The sequence below is a fragment of the Serratia sp. NPDC087055 genome (assembly GCF_044900985.1).
Lineage (GTDB): Bacteria > Pseudomonadota > Gammaproteobacteria > Enterobacterales > Enterobacteriaceae > Serratia.
On record NZ_JBJDOG010000007.1, the window covers coordinates 116,383 to 138,251 of the forward strand.

Sequence of the window (21,869 nt, forward strand, 5' to 3'; positions counted from 1 at the left end):
TGACGGGTATACACTGAGCGTTGCTCTGGGATGAGGAAAACACCAACTGATGCTGCCCACACATGAATATGCCAACGACCTGATCCTGTTTGCTCTGATAGTTGACTGCGGTTCTTTCAGCAAAGCCGCTGAAACGGCCGGCATCACCAGCTCGGTGGTCAGTAAACGTATCGGGCGACTGGAGAAATCCCTTGGCGCACGCCTGCTATACCGCACCACCCGCAGCCTGACGCTGACGGAAAACGGCCAAAGCCTATACCATCAGGCCAAAGAGATTGGCGCTCAAATTCAGCAAGCCCTGAACGTTGTCAGTGAAAAAAGCGACGAGTTGACCGGCGTGATCCGCATGTCGGTCCCGACGATTTCAGGGGAATTGCTGCTGAGTGAGAGCGTGGCAGAATTCTGCGCCCGCCATCCCAATCTGAAGGTTGAGATGCGGCTCGAGAATCGCTTCGTTGATCTGGTTAATGAAGGCATTGATTTGGCTATCCGTACCGGCACCCTGCCAGATTCAAGCCTGATTGCTCGCCCTATTCTGGATTCACGCTGGGTGATCGTCTGCTCACCAGGCTATTTGCAGCAGCATCCTGAGCCTCACTCGGCCGATGACCTACTCCAGCATAATTGCCTGACCTACACGTATCAGGAAAGCGGGACCGACAACTGGTTGATGAAACAGCCAGGCAGCAGCAAAATTTATGAGTTACAGGTTAATGGCAACCTGTCCGCCAATAATGCCAGAGCAATCCGCAAGGCCGTGATCGGTGGTTATGGTATTGCCATGGTGCCGCGCTGTATGGTGTATGAGGATTTACAGGATGGAAAACTGGTGGAAATTTTGTCTGGTCACTGCGGCAAAGTATTAGGCATTTACGCTGTCTATCCCTATACCCGTAATTTACCGCTAAAAACCCGACTTCTGATTGAACATATCATCGCGTCTTACCAAAGCATCAGCCACTATTTTTGAACCAGATCACATAATTATTCCAAGCGGGCCGATAGCGCCCGCCAGGGATTACGCCACTTTTGAATATAATCTATTGATGATTATTGTGTAATTAATGTGAGCCAGCACATTCATCATATAAAAAATAAACCTATCGCATTGATTTTCAATCAAATAAAAAAATCCTCACTACACACACCGCCAACAATAACGTGATGACGCCGCCCTTCTTTTCAATACCGGATAATTGCTGAATGGAACATCACCCAAGGTTGTGATTAGAATGAAAATGTTGCGGTAATTAACCTTTCGGCTACATACAGCCACAAATAACAATAATAACCCTGAGGCTTTTATGTCCCTGCTTTTCAGTATTGCGCCCATCGTCCTGCTGATCTGGATGATGACCAAAAAGAACGGTGTTCCCTCCTATTTTGCGCTACCGCTGACAGCGGCTGCCGTGTATGCCGTACAACTGTTTTGGTTCGATAGCCTGCCACTGCTGTTGCATGCCAATATCATTACCGCATTGGTTTCGGTTTTCACGCCAATTACCATCATTGCCGGCGCTATTTTGCTCAATAAGCTGATGCAGATCAGCGGGGCAGAAAACGTGGTGCGGAACTGGCTGGAAAATATCAGCCCCAACCCGGTCGCACAGTTGATGATCATCGGCTGGGCATTTGCCTTTATGATTGAGGGGGCCAGCGGTTTTGGTACCCCCGCCGCCATTGCAGCCCCGATCCTCGTCGGGTTAGGCTTTAACCCATTGCGCGTAGCCCTGCTAACGCTGGTCATGAACTCTGTCCCCGTGTCGTTCGGTGCCGTCGGGACACCCACCTGGTTCGGTTTCGCCAATTTGGGGCTTCCCGATGCCGACCTGTTGGACATTGGCCGCCAAACCGCATTAATCCACTTTGTCGCTGGGTTTGTTATCCCGTTGCTGGCACTGCGTTTTATCGTGTCCTGGCATGAGATTCGCCGCAACCTGCCCTTTATTTTGCTCAGCGTCTTGAGTTGCACTGTGCCTTACTTGCTGTTGGCACAGGTTAACTATGAATTTCCTGCACTGGTTGGCGGCGCGATTGGCTTGATGCTGTCAGTGCTATTGGCACGTGCCGGGGTTGGCCTGACACGCAGCGAAAGTAAAACATCCTCTCAACCTGTGCCATTCGTGCAGGTCATCAAAGCAATGACCCCAACGCTGCTGCTGATTGCTATTTTGATAGTCACGCGTATTCATCAGTTGGGAATTAAGGCACTGCTCAACAGCAATGCACCTTTATGGAATGGCAAACTCGGCGGCTTGGGCGAGCTGCGCATCAGTGATGCCCTGATCATTGAATTACAACAGGTATTAGGTACGTCTGCTGCCGCAAGCTACAAAACGCTGTATGTGCCTGCATTGATTCCTTTTTTACTGGTGGTTTTGCTGTGCATTCCCCTGTTTAAGCTAAACGGCAAACAGGTAAAACAGATGTTTACAGAAACCGGGGGGCGCATAGCCAAGCCCTTTATCGCCCTGTTTGGCGCTTTGGTAATGGTCAATCTGATGATGCAGGGTGGCGACAAGGCGCCTGTGATCCTCATTGGCAAAGCACTGGCCTCGCTCACGGGGGAAAGCTGGCTGCTGTTCTCTTCGTTCCTCGGTGCCTTGGGTTCGTTCTTTTCAGGTTCCAATACCGTGTCCAATCTAACATTTGGCGGTATTCAGCATTCCATCGCCATGAGCAGTGGGCTAAACGTCAATCTGACGCTGGCTCTGCAATCCGTTGGCGGCGCCATGGGCAACATGGTGTGCCTGAACAATATTATCGCCGTCTGCTCAATCCTTGGGATCAGCAATGCTGAAGGAAAAATTATAAGAAAGACCGTGTTGCCCTTGCTGGTGTACGGGGGGATCGCCGCCGTTATGGCGCAGATCCTGACTTTATGAATGTAAAAGCACGTTATCGAAATAAGGTAAAAATATGATCATCTCCGCATCAACCGATTACCGGGCCGCAGCACAGGCTAAGCTTCCGCCTTTTCTGTTCCATTACATTGACGGCGGAGCCTACGCGGAGCATACGCTACGACGCAATACCGAAGATCTTGCAGGTATTGCCCTGCGCCAGCGCATACTGAGAAATATGTCAGACCTCAGTCTGGAAACCAGCCTGTTTGGTGAAAAACTGGCAATGCCGGTGATCCTCGGCCCCGTCGGGCTGACGGGAATGTACGCCCGCCGCGGTGAAGTGCAGGCAGCCAAAGCCGCGGCGCAGAAAGGCATTCCCTTCACCCTGTCTACGGTTTCAGTCTGCCCCATTGAAGAAGTGGCACCGGCAATCGATCGACCGATGTGGTTCCAGCTGTATGTATTGAAAGATCGGGGTTTTATGCGCAATGCGCTGGAGCGCGCTAAAGCTGCAGGGGTAAAAACCCTGGTATTTACTGTCGATATGCCCGTGCCTGGCGCGCGTTATCGTGATGCACACTCAGGGATGAGTGGTCCCAATGCTGCCGTGCGACGCATACTGCAGGCCGTGACGCATCCACAATGGGCCTGGGATGTCGGGCTGTGCGGCAAGCCGCATGATTTGGGCAACGTCTCGGCATATCGCGGCAAACCGACCAACCTCGAAGATTATATCGGCTGGTTAGGCGCCAATTTCGATCCCTCTATCTCGTGGAAGGATTTGGATTGGATCCGTGAGTTCTGGCAAGGCCCAATGATCATCAAGGGTATTCTGGATCCCGAAGATGCCAAGGATGCAGTGCGATTCGGTGCCGATGGCATTGTGGTCTCCAACCACGGTGGCCGACAGCTCGACGGCGTGTTATCGACGGCCCACGCATTGCCAGCGATTGCCGACGCGGTGAAAGGCGATATTACACTCCTCGCCGACTCTGGTATTCGCAATGGGCTGGACGTGGTACGCATGATTGCACTGGGCGCAGACGGTGTATTGCTGGGGCGTGCCTTTGCCTATGCCCTCGCGGCAGCCGGGCAGGCGGGTGTCGCCAACCTGCTCGAACTGATCGATAAAGAAATGCGCGTCGCCATGACGTTGATCGGTGCGAAAACCATCGCGGACATTAACGCCGACTCTCTGGTGAGTAACCGCTGATTACAGCGGTTGTACCCCATCGGGGTAGCTGTTGTAACTCATCTTGTGAATGAAAGCGCCGGCGGGGGACACTAGCACCTTGCCGGCGGCATCCAGACCCAGAAATATCCCTGTGCAGCGGCCAAGGGTAAAGTCGAAAAAGAACACCGAGCAAACCGGGATAATCTTTTCTCGGAAGGTGAACAAATACTGCTCTTCCGCAAATTTATAATATGTGGCGTAATCCATATCACCGTGACCAAACTGCTCACCGCGCAGATTCTGCCAGGCATAGCGCTCAGTATTCACGTAGAAATGTTCGTAATAATGGTTGGGGCTGTAAATATTCAACGTACGGTAGCCAAGCAGCTCACGGGTCAGATGCGGCGCCAAGCCGCTCGGCGTAATATCCACCCGATGACCCACACTGAATGTTTGGCCCAACCGGGAACCATTCGTCACCTGTTGTTCAGGCAACAGCGTGCTACGCACCATCAACACCCGCCCGCTATCCGCGTTGAGCACCAATGTCAGGCATTCATTTCCCGGTTTCTGTAAAGGAATATTAAAGAAGTATTGTGATGGGCAAGTACGTACCTCCTCGTAAGCGTCTTCCCCTTGTTCTCCCTGCCAAGTCCAGTGCAGCCGTGGTTGATCGGCACTGAAATGCAACGTCATCTCTTCACCCTGTTCAAACACCATCTGCAACGTTTTGCCACGCCAGTCTTGGGTCGGTGGCAGGCGGTTGGTATCAATCCCCCTGGCGAAATCGTCATAGTTCTTCCACTCTGGCTCGGCGTTCTGGTTCAATACTGACGGATTTAAAGACATGCTCGTTCTCCTTGCGTATAGGGGGCAAAAGACTGTTTCAGACGTCGGCGACACCCTGACTTTTCAACGTTCTTCGGCTAACCACTGCGGGTGCCGTTTCATCGAGAAAACAACTTAAGACCACGGCGCAAGCAGCCCCAATGGCTGCCAGCCACATCACACTGACCAAGCCATAACGATCGGCGATAAAACCTGCGGTAAAAGGTGCCAGGCAGCCACCAATGACTTCACCAATGCCCATCACCAGTCCCAGCGCGGTGGCAATACGGGCTTTTGATACGGTTTCTGAAGGGATCGTCGCCATAAACAAGGTGAAGCAGCCCAAACCGGTATACGACAGAAACACCAACCCACCCAAAAGCCACAGGTTATCGACGTAACTCAGAAACAGTGGGCAGCAAATCGCCAGCAGTGAGAAGAAAATTAATGTCGGTTTACGGCCGATGCGGTCTGAAATTGCCGGCACCGCAACGCCCCAGAAAACCCAGGCCACGCCGATAGCGCTCATGATGCCGCCCATTGCCCCTTCGCTGAAGCCACGCGCGGTCACCAGGAAACTGGGCGTAAAAGTAATAATGACCATAAACCAGGTGACGAATACGCAAGAAATCAGGATGCACAACACCACGTTTTTAATTTTGAACAGCTCGGTGTAAGCGGCCTTTTCCAACCGATCTTTTGCCGCGGGTTCGTCAACAAAAGACGGATTCTTTTTGCCGTCGACATATTTATAAATTAACCAGGCCAGAATAATCCCCGGTAAGGCTGTCAGATGGAAAGCCATGCTCCAGCCCCACTTTTGAGCCAGATAAATAATGAGCGGCGGCGCGATAATGCCCCCCAATAACCCCGGTGCAGCCCCCTGGATCAATCCCATATTGAATCCACGCCGCTGCGGTTGTGATTTTTCTACCATCAATGACTGTGCAATCGGCAATACGGGCCCTTCAGCAATCCCCATCAACGCACGGAATATCAGCAACATGGCGAAACCGTTAACCCACCCCGACAAGGCAGAAAAGAGAGAAAACACCACAATAGAGGCAATGAGCATGGGCTTGCGGATATTAAAACGATCGGCAATCGCGCCTAATCCTGCTCCCGACAGTGCCCAGGTCAGCGCCAATACGGCAGACAACGTGCCAAGGTGCACATTACTCAGCTGCAAATCGGCAGCAATCATGGGGAATAAGAAAGATATGGTTAAACGATCAACAAAAACGCAGCCAAAAACGAAAAAGAGAATCACCAGTAATCTGTTTTCTTCATTGACTCCCGAACCATATCCCGTCGATTTCTTCATGATGTGCTCTGCCTGTTAGTAAGCTCATAAATGACGATTTGCTTGTTCGCAACCCCTGAGTGACAAACCAAAATAACGGGCCATTCTTTTTTCGAGGTTGTTGTTAATATGTTAACGATTTAAATTTATCGCAAGCGAGCGGGCTGTCAACTGGGCTATAGCGGCGGCCAGGAAATCTTGAAAGTGGGTACATTACAGGTGGGTTATTATTAACATTGTTTATTTTACTGCACTGTTATTTCTCTATTTACGTCTCTCAACCGGTACTCTTTACGCCATCAAATTGCGTTGGCTTGTCACTTTCATAAATATATTAACGTTTCACATGTTAGATTTGTTTATTATTTAATTTAACGCGTCGATATTTCGAATCATTTTTATCTATTGAATTTATGCCATTTACCCAGCATTAACGTTATTCATTAACTCCATTGGGTAAGCCACTCACCGGACATTACATTAACGTGACTGAATCGTAAAAATACCTGTAGCGTGACGTGAATCACAGCAATACTCCCGACCACAATACTTTGCAGGAGTGATTGGGACGATTTATCACGGCTGAATTATCAACGGATGAAAAATCCGTCGGCAAACGCGCCGCGCAAATAATGACTGAATTCCGTTACCACTCGCGACACCTGGGGCGCATAGGGCCGTACGACATAAAGGCTGTCTGCAAAGGCATTGACCGGCCGCCAATCAGGCAGTACCTCTATTAGCCTTCCGTCTGCCAGCGCCTGTTGTGCACTAAAGTCCGGCAGCAAAGCAATCCCCAAGCCTTCAGTGGCCGCATCCCGTATCGATTCGCTGTTATTGGTCGCAAACGGGCCACTGACGGGCACGTGAAGCTTTTCCACGTTGCCTTGCTGTGGGTGTTTGGTGACAAAACGCCAGCCGGGCTGTTCCCCTTTACGCGGGTAATAAAGACATTGATGCGCCTGCAGATCGTTCGGCGATAGCGGCATCCCCTGACGTTTCACATAGTCTGCCGACGCCACCGCCAGCGTTTCAGTCTGACAAAGGCGCCAGGCGACATGCGTTTCGGGCAAGTTATCACTGTGGCGAATGGCCAAATCAAACCCTTCGGTGGTTAATGACACCAGTCGATCAGAAACCTCAAGCTGGACCCGCACCTCAGGGTTGGCATGCAGAAAACCGGTAATTCGCGGTACCAATTGCTGGCGAGAAAACGCCACCGGCGCTGTCACCCGAACCGTGCCACGTAGTGGCCCGCCGGCATCACAAATACCAGAAAAACTCTGCTTTATTTGCGCAAAAGGCTGGCGTAGCTCTTCCACCAACCTCAATCCCGCCTCGGTCAGTCTGACACTGCGGGTGGTACGCTGTACCAATGGCACCCCGGCCAGCGTTTCGATCTCTTTAATTTTTTGGCTCATTGCCGCTTTGCTGACATCCAGCCGCTCTGCCGCCCGGGTAAAGCTACCCTGTTCAGCCAATACGGTGAGCCAGTGCAAATGGGTCCACAAGGTTTCTATTTTGGGGTTTTTCATCGTGACTGTTCATTTATATAAACAATGAATTCAAGTATAGCGCTTCTTCCCACAGGGGTGCATGGCTAAGATGGGCTCTCAAAGGCGATGATAAAACGCTGCCCTGCACCTCCATGAAATCATTAACTCACTGACAGGATTATGAAAATGCCATTACTTATCTTTGACGTTATCGAGGGCCGCAATGAAGCCGAACTGAAAACGCTGCTCGACGCCGCCCACCGTGCCGTACTCAGCGCCTTCGACGTGCCGCAGCGCGATCGCTACCAGATTGTTCATGAAAACAAAGCTCACCATTTGGTGATAGAAGACACGGGCCTTAATTTGACCCGCACTCGTAATCTGGTGGTCGTTCGGGTGATCACCAGCCCGCGGCCTGAAGAACAGAAACAGCGATTTTATGCTGAACTCAGCCGTGAACTGCGGGAAAGCTGCGGGATTGAAGGCAATGACTTGATGGTCTCAATTACCACTAACAGCAAGGGCGACTGGAGTTTCGGTAATGGCGTGGCACAGTACCTGACCGGCGATCTTTAACCCTTGTGATTCCCCAGGCTAAGCCGCCTGGGGATGTATATCGTCAGGGCTGCTGTTCGTCGTTATATTGGTTTTGCCACATGGCGGCATAGCGGCCATTGCTGGCCAGCAAGGCCTCATGCCGCCCACGTTCGACGATTTCCCCCGCCTCTAGCACGATGATTTCATCAGCATCAACGACCGTGGACAGGCGGTGCGCAATGACCAGCGTCGTATGATCGCGGCTCACCTCGCGCAAGTGCGCCTGAATCTCGCGTTCAGTCTGGGTATCCAGTGCACTGGTTGCCTCATCAAACACCAGAATCGCGGGGTTTTTCAGGATAGTGCGAGCAATCGCTACCCGCTGTTTTTCCCCACCGGAAAGCTTAAGCCCACGCTCACCCACTCGGGTTTCATACCCGTCGGGCAGACTGACGATAAAGTCATGAATATGCGCCAATTTGGCTGCCCGTTCGATCTCTGCCTGGCTTGAGCCCGTTTTACCGTAGCCGATGTTGTAGCCCAGCGTATCGTTGAATAACACGGTGTCCTGCGGCACGATGCCAATCGCCCCACGCAGACTGGCCTGCTTCAAACTGCGGATATCCTGGCCGTCAATCGAAATGGTGCCATTGTTCACATCATAGAAACGGAACAACAGCCGGGACAGCGTAGACTTGCCGGCACCCGAGGCCCCCACCACAGCCACCGTGTGGCCCGCTGGAATGGTAAAGCTGACATTTTTCAGGATGGGACGGCGCACATCATAGCCAAAACTGACCGAATCAAAGCACACTTCACCGGCTTTCAACCGCAGCGCCGCTGCATCTGGTTTATCGACAATCTCCTGCTCTTCCTGCAGCAAATCGAACATGTTTTCCATATCGATCAACGCCTGCCTGACTTCAGCATAAATAAAGCCGAAGAAGTTGAGCGGCTGATAGAGTTGCAATAGATAGGCATTCACCAACACAAAGTCGCCGACCGTCATCCGCCCCTGCACGATACCCTGTGCCGCCATCGCCATCATCACGATCAACCCGATAGAGATAATGGCGGTTTGCCCGAGGTTGAGGGCGGTAAAACTGAACTGGTTCTTAATCGCGGCGTATTCATACAAGCGGCGCGACATGTTGAAACGGTCTGCCTCAAAGTCTTCGTTACCGAAGTATTTGACCGTCTCATAATTGAGCAGGCTGTCGATAGATTTGGTATTGGCATCGGCATTGGCTTGGTTGAGTTCGCGTCTAAAACGCGTACGCCAACTGACCGCCATCACGGTGAACAGAATATAGCAGCCGACCGTCGCTAAAATTGCCAGAGCAAACCAGCCGTTTAGCAAATGCCACATAATCACCGACACCAGGGTGATTTCAAACAGGATGGGGAAAATGGAAAACAACAACCGCGAAAGCACTGTCGCTACGGCCTGAGTACCCCGTTCAATCGATAACGATAGTCCGCCAGTCTGGCGCTCCAGATGAAAGCGTAGGCTCAGCGCATGCAACTGCCTAAACACTCGCAGCCCTAACAACCGGGTAGCATTCTGACTGACGTGCACAAACATCACGTTGCGCAGCTCTTCAAATAACGCCGCGCCAACGCGCGCAACGCCATAAGCCAGGATCAAACCAATGGGTATGGCCAGCATTTTGGCCGTTTCGCCGCTCAAGGCGTCGATCATGGCTTTGTACGCCAGGGGGACTAACGTCGTGCTTACCTTAGATATCACCATGAAAACAAAGGCGATAACCAAGTAATAACGTAACTTCAGATTATCTTTGGGCCAGAGATAAGGCAGCAAAAATTTCAGTAAGCGGGAGCGGTCTATCATTGGGTATCTATTATCTCAGTCAATATAGCCGCATTGGCTTTTATCTATTCTGGCACGTCTGCCATGAAAAACCTTATGGAATCCACCCACACAGCTCTTTTGGATCCCAACAAAATAGATGCCGTTTCGAAGCATCATCCCCAAAGTGGCGTGTTCCACTATAATTGTCAGTGAAACTGTACAGGACATTCAAAACAAGGGAGTTCTATCATGCTAAACATGGGCCATCGTCATTCGTTGATTATCGATGAACAGAGTTTAAAGAAACAACGTACCCCGCTGTTAATCATCTCAATATTGTTGCTATTGGGCGGCCTTTTCTGCCTGTTCAGCCCCTTTGCCTCCGGCGCGGCGATCAGTGTGGTCGTGGGTATTTTCTTGTTGCTAAGCGGCTTTGCACTTATTTTCGGTATGATTGCCAACCGGCTGCAAAATACCTGGCCGATGATCGGCGGCATTCTGCTCGGGGTGGCTTATCTTATTATCGGCTACATATTTATCACCCACCCTGCAGTCGGTATTTTCGCCATGGCGGTTTACCTCGCCGTCTTGTTTGCATTGGGTGGGATTGTACGGTTGATCGCCGGATATAAACTGCGCGAGCTTCCGGGAAGCTGGCTGCAATTTGTGATTGGCATTTTGGATCTGGCCATTGCCTGGCTGTTGTTCAGCGCTGACCCAATGACATCAGTGGTACTGGTCACCACCATTGTGGGTATCGAAATGCTGTTCAGCTCGTTCAGCTTATTCCAGGTTGCCCGGCAGCTGAAACGCGCATGATCTCTCAGCGGAGCTACCCCGCTCCGCTTTCTCTGACATTTGGCTGCCCAGCCACACAATTAGGTTGGTACTTCGGCAGCCAACTGCCCTACTATAAGTAAAGTTTCACCCAATGCAGGCTCAACGATTTCCCCTGACGAAAAATTGAAGTGAGATGATAACGCTATGGAATTCAAGGACTACTATGCCATTTTAGGGGTTAAGCCGTCAGACGATCTTAAGGCAATCAAAACCGCCTATCGCCGGCTGGCGCGAAAATATCACCCCGACGTCAGTACCGAATCAAATGCCGAGGAACAATTCAAACTGGTCGCCGAAGCCTATGAAGTACTGAAAGACGACGAACGACGTGCTGAATACGATCAACTTCTGCAACACCGTAACGACCCCAACTTTGGCCGCCAGACACAGCATGGCCATGGCAATGCCCACAGCGCTGAAGACTTTTCCGATATCTTTTCCTCTATGTTCGGTGAACATGCGCGTGCTCAGCAACATCGCCAAAGGCGCCAAGGCATGCGCGGCCAAGATATTGAAATGGAAGTCGCTATCTTCCTGGAAGAAACACAGGCAGAGCAAACCCGCACTATTCGCTATAGCCTGCCGGTGTATAACGCGTTCGGCATGGTAGAGCAGGAAATTCCTAAAACCCTTAATGTGAAAATCCCTGCCGGCGTTGGTGATGGTGAGCGTATTCGCCTGAAAGGCCAGGGTGCACCAGGCACTGACGGCGGCGCTAACGGCGATCTCTACCTGATTATCCGCATAGCTCCTCATCCGCTGTTCGACATTGTCGGGCACAACCTTGAGATCGTCCTGCCGGTAACGCCTTGGGAAGCGGCCTTAGGTGCCAAGGTCCCCGTACCGACCCTAAAAGACAGTATTCTGTTGACCATCCCTGCCGGCAGCCAAACCGGGCAGCGTTTGCGCATCAAGGGAAAAGGCCTGGTCGGGAAAAAAGAAACCGGGGATTTATATGCAGTGATCAAAGTCATGATGCCACCAAAACCGGACGAGAAAAGCGCTGCACTGTGGCAACAGCTGGCAGAAGCTCAGAAGACCTTTGATCCACGTAAAGAGTGGAGTAAGCAAAATGGCTAACGTAAAAGTAACTTTCACCATAACCGAGTTTTGCCTGCACACCGGCGTAACACAAGATGAACTCACGGAAATCGTTGGGTTAGGCATGATTCAACCGCGTGATCTCACAACTGAAGAGTGGATCTTCGACGATCGCGCACTGATCACTTTTCATCGCGCCGAGCAATTGCATCGCGAGCTGGCACTCGACTGGCCCGGCATTGCGGTGACGCTGACGTTGCTGGATGAGATCGAGCATCTACGCAAAGAAAACTCTCAGTTACACCAAAGGCTGGCACGCTTTATCAGCAAGCCCTGATGTTGTGAAAACAGCCCGTTGCACCTGCAGTGGGCTGTGTCAGACGCCGACAGCGTTCATCGTCGAAATATCCCCCCCTCTGCCGCCCTCATTCTTCCTCACTGGCGGAACGGGAAAATCCCTCTGCTGCTGCCTCCTTCCACACGGAAAACCAACATAACCGATACCCTCTGAAGAGATCATGTTGATAAAAAATATGCACTCGGCGATGTTTAACTGATGATTAATATGAATACTGTTAATAAAGACATGTCATTAAAAACATGTTATTAAAAACAGTATTGACACCCCTATCAAAACAAGTAGATTAGTAATCATCAGCAGCGAAACAATAGCTTGCTGTTAATAGTGAAAGTATTAAAGTTAAGTTGATAAAGTTATTTTTGCGATAAAGGCCACGAAGTGATTTTTGTATGGGCCATTAATGTAGAGAAAACAACACTCTCATTATATGACGCTTTAAGGCCACGTAGTCAGTATCTACAATCGCAGGGTGTGAACCAAAACGCGATGATGTAAGGCCATGTTTTAATTGTTATTTGTTTGCGATCATTTTTCAAGACAGTGCAACAAGATCGCAACGGAAGTGAGGCCACGCATCAAAGAGTCTATATCGCAAGGGGAGATGTACCTGTTTAATATGCCAAATATTCGAGTATTGAGATTGGCCTAAAGTCTAAACTGGTAAATAGAGGGAGGATTGAGTTAACCCAATATTATCTGTGTTAAACCTGTACATTTAACGATAGAACCTTAGCAGTAAGAAATTAGTAAGTTCATTAATGTTAAATTTGAAGTCAATAGTACCTTAAAAGCCCTGGCAGACATTGTCAGGGCTTTTATCTTTTATATCCATACGCCAGTAATGTGGGATGAAAGCAGCACTCTGGGCAGAGAAGAGCCCCCGCTCCCACCCCACGATCTCATCGACCCTGAGGTTGCTCTCCGCATAACCAACCACTGCGACGGATCCGTTACAGGAACCCGTATGCGGCAGCCAAGACCCACCCCATCACGCACGACACAGAAACCCCGATCAGACCTACCATGATGAAACTGTGGTTAATCACAAACCGCCCGATATTTGTCGTTCCTGAACGGTCGAACTGAATGGCAGCCAGATCGCTTGGGTAGGTCGGTAGAATATAGTAACCATAACACGCCGGTGCAGAAGCAACGATGTAAGCAGGATCAACCCCGATGGCCAGTGCCACAGGAACAATCGCTGCAAGTGCAGCAGCCTGCGAATTAACAAACTTGGAAACGATAAGCAAAACGATGGCATAGGCCCAAGGATATTCTTTCACAATGGTGCCCAGCACTGACTCAATTTCTTTCAAATGAGCACCGAACATTGTCTCAGCCATCCAGGCAATACCGTAAACAGCCACTATGGCAATCATCCCTGAACGGAAAACCTCGTTTTTAGAGATAGACGCTGGGTTTGTTTTGGTAGCAATAATGATTACCGCACCAGAACACAACATGAACATCTGGATAACCAACACCATAGAGAGTGGTTTGCCATTAATGAGTGGACGCAGTTCAGAGAAAGCCCCTAATAGCGCGACAATAACGATGGTCGCCAAGAAAATCCACATCGCTACCCAATTGCTGGTTGGGAGCTTTTTATCCAATAAGGTTGCTGTATCACCGTATACGTATTTGTAGTTTTCCGGGTCTGAAATGAAACTCTGGAATTTCTCATCTTTATCCAGATCTTTACCCCGGAACCAACTGAAGATACCAATAGCAAGAATACCGCACAGGGTAGAGGGTATCGTAATCGCCAGCAGATCGAGAAACTCAAGATGTTTACCATTAAAGGTAAAATTGCCCAACATGGCGACCAGCGATACAACGGCCACGGATACCGGGCTGGCAATAATCCCCATCTGTGCACCAATAGAGCTGGCAGCCATCGGCCTTTCCGGGCGAATATTGTTCTTGATTGCCACGTCATAAATAATGGGCAATATCGTGTATACCACGTGCCCAGTACCACAGAGAATGGTCAAAATGCAGGTAACAAACGGCGCAACAATGGACACATACTTAGGGTTACGTCGCAGTAAACGCTCTGCAATTTGCAACATCACATCAAGTCCCCCTGATGCTTGTAGCGTCGCTGATGCTGCCACTACCGCGATGATAACCAGCATCACATCAACAGGGGGTTTCCCTGGCGGCAAGTGAAAAACGAAAACCAGTATAATTAACCCGATACCGCCAAGTAACCCCAGCGCAATACCACCCTTTCTGGCCCCGTAAAAAAGGCAGATCAGTATGACAATAAGTTGAATCGTAAATAACATGTGAACCTCATTTTTATTGTTAAGATGATTAATAATTCACTTCTTTTCATTTTCATTGAGGGATTAAGATCACAGATAGTTAGTTTTCATCATTAAAAAAGCCCAATAAAATCAGGCGGAAACCAGTTTGTTTTATTAAAGTTATCATTATGTTTTTCGTGTAAATGAATGGCTACCAAACCCATACATTCATGTAAAAGCACATCATTAAAAGACCTAATAAACGTCTTATACTGCGTAATGTGTGGAATAAAGGAAATAGCCACAATGACAGCAATAATATATTTTAGACACAATATTTTAAATAATAGTCAGCATTGATTTAACATTAGAAAAGGCTGACCATGAGCCAATATCGCGAACTAGGCTTTCTATCTCTTGAAACAGAAAACAGTACATTGGTAATCCAGCGGTAATTATCGCAGCCTTATGCCACCCTCATTCAGTGGCTGTTCTCGACACCTATCATTAGGATTTTTACCTAAAAAAGCAGATTCAATTCAATTGCGTTAAGAATCATCTTAAAATAAATGCGGCATATTTATGGATGCAGGATCCCAAGGAATAGGATGAACAATAAGGATCGTAAACCCGGCTATCAGGTTGAGTATGGTGAAGAGTGGAAACCGGAAAAAACCTCTAAATGGTTTTGGGTTGCAATAATAAGCATTATCGGTATTTTAATCGCAATATCGTGAGCGTTATACGCTCACGCGGCAAAGAGGCGCTCCGCCATAATCTCATCGATAAGATATTAGCGAAGATAAACACGACGTATCCGCACAAGCTAATCAGTGAGAAGAAATAAAATCAGAAGGCGTAACCGGTGCAGGCAATGAGAAGTTCTGTTTCATTCGAGCCACTTCACCGATCGGCGTTAACCCGAACAAACGCTTAAATTCACGGCTGAATTGCGAAACGCTTTCATACCCGACCCGTGCACTTGCCGCTGAAGCGGTGAGATTATTCCGCAACATCAGCAATCTGGCCTGATGCAATCGCGTGGACTTAAGGTATTGCATGGGGGATGTCTCAGTAATGGTTTTAAAATGGCTATGAAAAGTGGCAAGGCTCATACCCGCCTCTTTTGCCAGTGCATTCACATCAAGATACGAGTCATATTCCGCATGCAGCTTGCGCAACGCCTTAGCCACTTTCCCAAACTGCCCCTGCATGGTCAGTGCACTGCGGAGTGTTTGCCCCTGAGCGCCCGTCAGAACACGGTAATAGATCTCCCGCACCATCGCCTGCCCCAATATTTCGGCATCCAGTGGTGACGCCATCACCTGCAGGAAACGTAAAACTGAATGGCTCATGGCATCATCCATCGGACTCGACACCATACTCCGAGGCGGTGCGCTGACGCTCTGCCCACGATCGGCAAGGTGCAACAGCAGATCGGCCGCGACGGTGAAGTCCAATCGCATATAAATAGCCAGCATAGGCTCTGAAGCACTGGCATCCGTTTCCATCGTAAACGGCACAGGAATGGATACCATCAGGTAATGTTGTGCATCATATAAATAGACATCCTTTCCCAAGAAGCCGCGTTTTCTTCCCTGCACAACAATGACGATCCCCGGCTCATATAATACCGGCGTGCGCAGCAACGGACGGTTGGAACGCAAAAAACGTACGTCAGCCAAAGCCGTGAGGTTGTAGCCTTCGCGCGGTGTCAGCCTATCCAACAGCGCGATCATCTGGCCGGTAACCCCAGAAGAAGAAATTGCCATACACACCTGCAAAGCGACGTAGAAGGGAATGTAAGTTTGACACTCAATAACGGGGGCGTCCAGCGAGCTCAGAGGAATAGGCAAACATCAGAGAGGATCATGGCTACGGATTTTGCCCTACCCGCCCTATGCTGCTTGTCCCCCTTACCGAGGATAACGTCATGCATTCATCAAAATTATTTTTTATCACCGGCGTCAGCAGCGGCTTTGGCCGTGCACTGGCAGAAGCAGCACTGGAAGCAGGTCACCGCGTAGTAGGAACACTGCGCAACCAGCAAGCCAAAGATGAATTCGACGCTCTGGCACCTGGCCGCTGTTTCGGTCGGATCCTTGATGTCACGAATTTTACCGACGTCGGTCCGCTGGTTGCCGATGTAGAACAAGAGATTGGCGCCGTTGACGTGCTGGTAAATAATGCCGGCTATGGCCATGAAGGAATAATGGAGGAGTCCCCCATCAGTGACGCCATTCACCAATTTGAGGTCAACGTGTTTGGTGCAATAGCCGTTATTAAGGCTTTTCTGCCCTATTTCCGCACACGCCGCGCTGGCCATATTATCAATATTACCTCAATGGGTGGATTCATTACCTTACCGGGGATCAGCTACTATTGTGGCAGCAAATTCGCCTTGCAAGGTATCTCCGAAACCCTGACCAAAGAGCTTAAACCCTTTAATATTGCGGTCACCGCGATTCAACCAGGATCTTTCCGGACAGACTGGGCTGGGCGTTCAATGGTGCGCTCACCACGTAGCATCAGTGATTACGATCAGAGTTTTGGGCCGATTCGTGAGACACGTGAAAAACGCAGTGGCCATCAACCTGGCGATCCGTTTAAGGCCGCCAAAGCCATTCTGCAACTCCTCGATAGCCCTGCGCCACCGGCATCATTGCTGCTTGGCAGCGACGCCGTCATGTATGTCAGAGAAAAACTGCATCAGATGAACACTGATATCAATGCCTGGGAAGCCGTCAGTCGCTCAACCGATGGCTAATACCCCTCTCCCTACCTTATAAAGGACCAGCATTAGTCTTACTGCCGGTATTGCCGGCAGTAGGTGCTGACTGGGTGGGGCGATGCCGTTGCTGCCATCCGCGTGTCGAGCGAGCGTTGTGAGGGCACCAGATGACAGCGCACTAGATGTTCAGGCTGTAGTAATGTTCATCCTTGTCGACTTTGCCGGTAAAGGTGAACCCAAAAGAGAGATACATTTTTTGCGCAACCAGGTTGTGTTCATCAATCATCAGCGTTACATGCTTAACGCCGTTCTTTTTGAAGTAGCTCAGCATTGCCTCAAAGGAAGCGCGGCCCAGCCCCTGGCCGATAAATTTGTGGTCGAGCATATAGCGACAGATCTCAGCATCGGTCAGTTGATTCGCCCAGCGTTTGTACAGGAAAAAACCGATTAACTCCCCGTCACGGTACAGCGCTCTGGGGTGGCATTCAGGAAAATAAGCCGCCTCAGAAATGGAGATCGCATTGCAGCAAATAAACGCTTCAAATAATGTCCCGACACCATCTTTGTTCGACGTCAGTTCACAAACATCAAAAACATTTTCGCGATCTATCTCACGTATCTCAATCATATAACCGTCTCAAATTTATCATTTTGTGAAGCTGAGCTCGTCATTCGGCGTCCCTTGTTCTTTGATTATACCCATCTTGTGTTCACCGCGGTTTACAGCTGCAACAGCAGGGCCGCGATCGGCACCGACTAAAAATTGCGCTGGCTATAGTGTCGACTACAATTCAATCGAAATACCTCCCTACAAAAACAATATTTATTCATATTAGAGGTGATTATGTTGCAGAAACACGAAAACGTAATAAGTATGACTGTACTTAGCCATCAAGCCACCCGACAATTAATGCCCTCGTTTTCTTCATTGCCCCACACACAACACGCTGACGGCAAGTACCGCTTACGACGCTATTCGGTCGTCAAGCACGCCAATGGCCATGTGAGCGAGATTGGACCGCGCAATTTCGTTCAGTCTGATGAGATCAACCATTTTCAGGGCAACGTGGTACGCCGCTTCGAGCCGATTGACAGTGCCGTGCTGCAAAGCGCCGGGCTGGAGGAAATGTGTAATCTGTTTGCAGAAAGCAACGATCTGCCAGAAGGAGCCGAAATTGAAATTCACCAGATGCGCGTTGTCGCCATTCATAACGAAACGCAGGTAGCGCCGGAAGGTATTCATCAAGATGGTTTTGACCATATCGCGATGATCGCTATCCACAGGCAAAACATTGTCGGCGGCGAAATCATGCTATACGCCGATAGTCACCAGCCGCCGTTCTTTAAAAAAGCCCTGGCGGATGGCGAAGCCGTTTTACTGGCGGACAGTAAACTATGGCATAACGCTACGCCGATCAGCACCATCGTCCCGGAAGAAGAAGGATATCTTGATCTCTTTGTCCTGACAGCTCGGGGAGAAAAAGCATGACTTTTTCGCCCGAACTCGCCCGAGCCCAATTTAGTGCGCTATCCCAGCGTTATGATGATAAACCCGCGATCTTTTTCGATGGGCCAGGGGGATCTCAGGTTTCGCAAGCCGTGCTGGAAAAAATGACGGATTATCTGGGGAAATATAACGCCAATTTGGGCGGACACTATTTCTCCAGCCATAAGACGACCGAAGTCATGAACCAGGCACGGGAATCGGTACGTGCCTTTTTAAATGCGCCGTCGCCCGACAATGTCGTTTTTGGCATGAACATGACCTCGCTGACGTTCCACCTCAGCCGTATCATTAGCCGTAACTGGCAAGCCGGCGATGAGATTATCGTCACTGCGTTAGATCACTACGCCAACGTCTCCAGCTGGCAGCAGGCGGCAGCCGACAAACAGGTCAAGGTGCATCAAATACCGCTGGAGCGCGCGGATTGCTCGTTGAACGTGGCCCGGCTGTGTGAAAGCATCACCGCCAAGACCAGACTCGTGGCCGTCAGCTATGCGTCCAACGTTACCGGCAGCATCGCCGACATTAAAACCATTACCGACGCCGCCCACCGTGTCGGCGCACAGGTGTATGTCGACGCCGTGCACTACGCTCCGCATAACCTGATCGATGTGCAAGCGCTTGGCTGTGACTTTTTAGTCTGTTCCGCCTATAAATTCTTCGGGCCGCATATCGGCATGGCCTATATCGCACCCCAGTGGTTGCAGCGTCTGCAGCCGTATAAAGTCGAGCCGGCCACCGACATCGGGCCAGGGCGTTTTGAAACGGGGACACAGAGCTTCGAAGGGCTCGCCGGCGTGACGGCAGCCATCGACTACCTGGCACAATGGGGCACGCCAGGGGCCCCACTCAGGCAGCGCTTGCAAGAAAGCTTTGCCGGTTATCACCAACATGAAGAGAGCCTGTGCCGGTACTTTTTGCAGCGTTTGCAGCACATAGACAGTATCCAACTCTATGGATCACCTTCCGCGGATACCCAGCGCCGCACGCCGACCTTTGCGTTAACCTTCAAGGAACATACCCCGGAACAGGTTGCTCGCCGCTTAGGCCAACACAATATCTGCGTCGGCAGCGGGCACTTCTATGCGCTGGGTTTAATTCAACAGTTGGGGCTGCAGGACTGCGGCGGCGTGCTGCGCGTCGGGATGATGCATTACAATACCCAGCAAGAAATTGACATGCTGTTTGAAGTGCTCGCCAGCGAAAGGTAGCGGAGCATCATACGCAAAGAGACTTCTGGGTAATGGGCAGCAGAATCACCAAAATCCACATCACCCACGTAGTGTCAGTAAAAAGCCCCTGCGAGAACAGGGGCTTTTTACGATGAGATAGGCGCGAGCACAAACTCAAGGCCTTTACGGCACGGCACCTGCTGTATTCGTTGACCAACTATAAACCGAGTGGCTCATCATCAAGGCGTTAATAACTGAACCAGCGATTTGGCTAAATGCTCGCTTTTGGCGGTTAATAAGTTACCGCTTTTTAATATCCCGTGCTGATTGCCATTGAGATCCATGACGGTTAAGCCTGCCTCTCTGGCGCAAATGATGATAGCCGCGCTATCCCAGGGTTTCATTATGGTATCAATAGCCGCATCTGACGCCCCATTTAATACTGAGACGTGTTGGATACAATCCGCGGAAAATTTAAACAATTTTGCTCTCTCAAGAACAGAAATCAGATGCCATGGCGTATCGCCATTCTCAATCCATGTGGAAGTGCCATGCATCCCTGAGGAGGTTATGGTCGCTTGCTCTACACCTATTGGCGCGGTTTGAGCTGGCTCACTCAACAACTGCCTGGCACTGTTTTTTCCGGCGCTCATAAAGCACCCCAGATCTTTTCCTGCATATACCAACGTATTTATTGCGGGTAACCCAATAGAGCCGAGTATAGGTTCACCGTTTTGGATTAGCGCAATCAGGGAACCGTATACTGGCATGCCTAATTTGTACCATGTGGTGCCATCAATAGGGTCGATAAGCCAATATAATTGGCAGTCATCGGCAATGTCACAACCCAGTTCTTCACCATAAACAGGAATGTGCGGGGTCAGAGCCTGCAAGCTATCCCGGATATATTTTTCAGTTTCAATATCTGCTTCACTAACAATGCTCAAGTCTTTCTTTTCGAAAAATGTTACTTCATTTTTTCTGCTTTCAATAATGGAGAAGGAAGATAAAGCAATCTCTTTAACGTTTTGCAATAAGCCACTGAGTTCCATTTTGTTCATTGTTAATATCCACATCAATCATACTTAAAATTCAAGATAACGAACCCCACAATGGATTTTATAGCAGCGCCTCCATTGAGACATTTGGGGCCGTCACGTCAAGCCGTTAATATTAACACATGCCCCGACGGCATCCCCACAAGAGGTACATTGAACATGCCGCGAAAAACACCCCGCAAAGGTGTTAAAAAGCCCTCGGCTGCTTACATAACAGCTGTGCTTCCGCGACATGTCAAAGCCCCCTTCTTTCACTAACGATAACAATTAAAACAATTGCAGCGTTTTTTCTGCCATGCGGATAACAGCAAGATCGTCGGTGATATCTTTAACCTTATTAACCGGGATCCATTCCAATTTTTTTGATTCTTTGGACATACTGATTTCAGCATTCTGGCCTGCAACAAAACACAGGGTTATATCATAATGGAGATGCGCAGAGGCTTTAGGGTTTTCCGGTATTTTATGTATGTCAACATCAATGACGAAAGCGTCGTCTGCACTAATACTTTGGATACCACTTTCTTCTTGCGCTTCTCTCAAGCAAGCATCTAAAAACGACAAATCAGTCGGTTCGATGTGCCCACCTAACTGAAACCATCGATTTAGCTTGGCGTGAAGCGTCAAGAGCACTTTCGTTTTATCATGATTGAGCACCCATGCGGAGGCAGTGAAGTGCCCCTGCTTTGACTCTTCATAGAAGACATTATCTTGCTCACGAAGAATATTCAGCATATTGCATTTATGTTCTTCTTCTTTCGCATAGCTTGTTTTATAGCCTTCTAACAAACTGGATATTTCATTTTTCATGACGTTATACTCACTTTGCATTATAAAATAATGAAACCAATAAAATACTCATGCACATCACGTGGCAATATTTTAAATCCGTGAAAGGGTGAGGTGTGCAGCA

Annotated in this window: 19 protein-coding genes; 10 read left to right on the forward strand and 9 right to left on the reverse strand. The window is 49.6% G+C overall.

Annotation, left to right across the window (positions count from 1 at the left end):
- Positions 1-49: 49 nt before the first annotated feature.
- The 3 genes from ACI2J2_RS22490 (at position 50) to lldD (ending at position 4,059) form a co-directional block, all read left to right on the forward strand.
- On the forward strand, positions 50-970 hold the full coding sequence (locus tag ACI2J2_RS22490) for a LysR family transcriptional regulator (RefSeq protein WP_130381915.1): 921 nt from the start codon (positions 50-52) through the stop codon (positions 968-970).
- 334 nt (positions 971-1,304) lie between these two features.
- Positions 1,305-2,885 carry an L-lactate permease gene (locus ACI2J2_RS22495; RefSeq protein ID WP_209639703.1) on the forward strand — a complete coding sequence of 527 codons (1,581 nt, stop codon included), beginning with the start codon at positions 1,305-1,307 and terminating at the stop codon, positions 2,883-2,885.
- Between the two features lie 34 nt (positions 2,886-2,919).
- Positions 2,920-4,059, forward strand: coding sequence for an FMN-dependent L-lactate dehydrogenase LldD (gene lldD / locus ACI2J2_RS22500; protein ID WP_209639701.1), 1,140 nt, complete (start codon positions 2,920-2,922; stop codon positions 4,057-4,059).
- Here lldD and ACI2J2_RS22505 read toward each other — a convergent pair whose 3' ends face one another.
- The 3 genes from ACI2J2_RS22505 to ACI2J2_RS22515 all read right to left on the reverse strand — a co-directional run bounded on the left by ACI2J2_RS22505 (position 4,060) and on the right by ACI2J2_RS22515 (position 7,686).
- Complete coding sequence (locus ACI2J2_RS22505) at positions 4,060-4,869, reverse strand: MoaF C-terminal domain-containing protein (RefSeq protein WP_404760880.1); 810 nt, start codon at positions 4,867-4,869, stop codon at positions 4,060-4,062.
- 37 nt (positions 4,870-4,906) lie between these two features.
- The gene (locus ACI2J2_RS22510; RefSeq protein ID WP_404760881.1) at positions 4,907-6,172 is read right to left on the reverse strand and encodes an MFS transporter; all 1,266 of its coding nucleotides are present in this window, start codon (positions 6,170-6,172) and stop codon (positions 4,907-4,909) included.
- 569 nt (positions 6,173-6,741) lie between these two features.
- Positions 6,742-7,686 (reverse strand): LysR family transcriptional regulator, encoded by a 945-nt coding sequence (locus ACI2J2_RS22515; RefSeq protein WP_404760882.1) that lies wholly within the window; start codon positions 7,684-7,686, stop codon positions 6,742-6,744.
- A 147-nt stretch (positions 7,687-7,833) separates the two neighbouring features.
- Between ACI2J2_RS22515 and ACI2J2_RS22520 the strand changes: the two genes are divergently transcribed.
- A complete protein-coding gene (locus ACI2J2_RS22520) occupies positions 7,834-8,223 on the forward strand; it encodes a tautomerase family protein (protein ID WP_209639689.1) in 390 nt (129 codons plus the stop codon).
- A 43-nt stretch (positions 8,224-8,266) separates the two neighbouring features.
- Here ACI2J2_RS22520 and ACI2J2_RS22525 read toward each other — a convergent pair whose 3' ends face one another.
- Positions 8,267-10,033, reverse strand: a complete 1,767-nt coding sequence (locus ACI2J2_RS22525; protein WP_314592620.1) for an ABC transporter ATP-binding protein/permease — start codon at positions 10,031-10,033, stop codon at positions 8,267-8,269.
- A gap of 213 nt (positions 10,034-10,246) precedes the next feature.
- Here ACI2J2_RS22525 and ACI2J2_RS22530 point away from each other — a divergent pair, with 213 nt between their 5' ends.
- The 3 genes from ACI2J2_RS22530 to cbpM all read left to right on the forward strand — a co-directional run bounded on the left by ACI2J2_RS22530 (position 10,247) and on the right by cbpM (position 12,215).
- The gene (locus ACI2J2_RS22530) at positions 10,247-10,816 is read left to right on the forward strand and encodes an HdeD family acid-resistance protein (RefSeq protein WP_404760883.1); all 570 of its coding nucleotides are present in this window, start codon (positions 10,247-10,249) and stop codon (positions 10,814-10,816) included.
- A gap of 165 nt (positions 10,817-10,981) precedes the next feature.
- A complete protein-coding gene (gene cbpA, locus ACI2J2_RS22535; protein WP_209639680.1) occupies positions 10,982-11,917 on the forward strand; it encodes a curved DNA-binding protein in 936 nt (311 codons plus the stop codon).
- The gene (gene cbpM / locus ACI2J2_RS22540) at positions 11,910-12,215 is read left to right on the forward strand and encodes a chaperone modulator CbpM (protein WP_404760884.1); all 306 of its coding nucleotides are present in this window, start codon (positions 11,910-11,912) and stop codon (positions 12,213-12,215) included. The genes cbpA and cbpM overlap by 8 nt, the downstream gene beginning before the upstream one ends.
- 974 nt (positions 12,216-13,189) lie before the next feature.
- On the opposite strand, the gene ACI2J2_RS22545 is transcribed toward cbpM, so the two are convergent.
- Positions 13,190-14,530, reverse strand: a complete 1,341-nt coding sequence (locus tag ACI2J2_RS22545; RefSeq protein ID WP_265556519.1) for an anaerobic C4-dicarboxylate transporter — start codon at positions 14,528-14,530, stop codon at positions 13,190-13,192.
- Positions 14,531-15,321: 791 nt separating this feature from the next.
- Entirely contained in the window at positions 15,322-16,263 is a 942-nt protein-coding gene (locus ACI2J2_RS22550; RefSeq protein ID WP_245210081.1) for an AraC family transcriptional regulator, read from the reverse strand.
- Positions 16,264-16,424: 161 nt separating this feature from the next.
- Here ACI2J2_RS22550 and ACI2J2_RS22555 point away from each other — a divergent pair, with 161 nt between their 5' ends.
- Complete coding sequence (locus tag ACI2J2_RS22555; protein WP_265556520.1) at positions 16,425-17,258, forward strand: oxidoreductase; 834 nt, start codon at positions 16,425-16,427, stop codon at positions 17,256-17,258.
- A 142-nt stretch (positions 17,259-17,400) separates the two neighbouring features.
- Here ACI2J2_RS22555 and ACI2J2_RS22560 read toward each other — a convergent pair whose 3' ends face one another.
- Positions 17,401-17,850, reverse strand: a complete 450-nt coding sequence (locus tag ACI2J2_RS22560; protein ID WP_404760885.1) for a GNAT family N-acetyltransferase — start codon at positions 17,848-17,850, stop codon at positions 17,401-17,403.
- 282 nt (positions 17,851-18,132) lie between these two features.
- Between ACI2J2_RS22560 and ACI2J2_RS22565 the strand changes: the two genes are divergently transcribed.
- On the forward strand, positions 18,133-18,711 hold the full coding sequence (locus ACI2J2_RS22565) for a 2OG-Fe dioxygenase family protein (RefSeq protein WP_209639944.1): 579 nt from the start codon (positions 18,133-18,135) through the stop codon (positions 18,709-18,711).
- Positions 18,708-19,937 (forward strand): cysteine desulfurase-like protein, encoded by a 1,230-nt coding sequence (locus ACI2J2_RS22570; RefSeq protein ID WP_404760886.1) that lies wholly within the window; start codon positions 18,708-18,710, stop codon positions 19,935-19,937. Before ACI2J2_RS22565 ends, ACI2J2_RS22570 begins: the two co-directional genes overlap by 4 nt.
- Positions 19,938-20,137: 200 nt before the next feature.
- Here ACI2J2_RS22570 and ACI2J2_RS22575 read toward each other — a convergent pair whose 3' ends face one another.
- Together ACI2J2_RS22575 and ACI2J2_RS22580 are read right to left on the reverse strand one after the other, a co-directional pair.
- A complete protein-coding gene (locus tag ACI2J2_RS22575; protein WP_404760887.1) occupies positions 20,138-20,959 on the reverse strand; it encodes an inositol monophosphatase family protein in 822 nt (273 codons plus the stop codon).
- 264 nt (positions 20,960-21,223) lie between these two features.
- Positions 21,224-21,766, reverse strand: a complete 543-nt coding sequence (locus ACI2J2_RS22580; RefSeq protein WP_209639658.1) for an NUDIX hydrolase — start codon at positions 21,764-21,766, stop codon at positions 21,224-21,226.
- Positions 21,767-21,869: the final 103 nt, after the last annotated feature.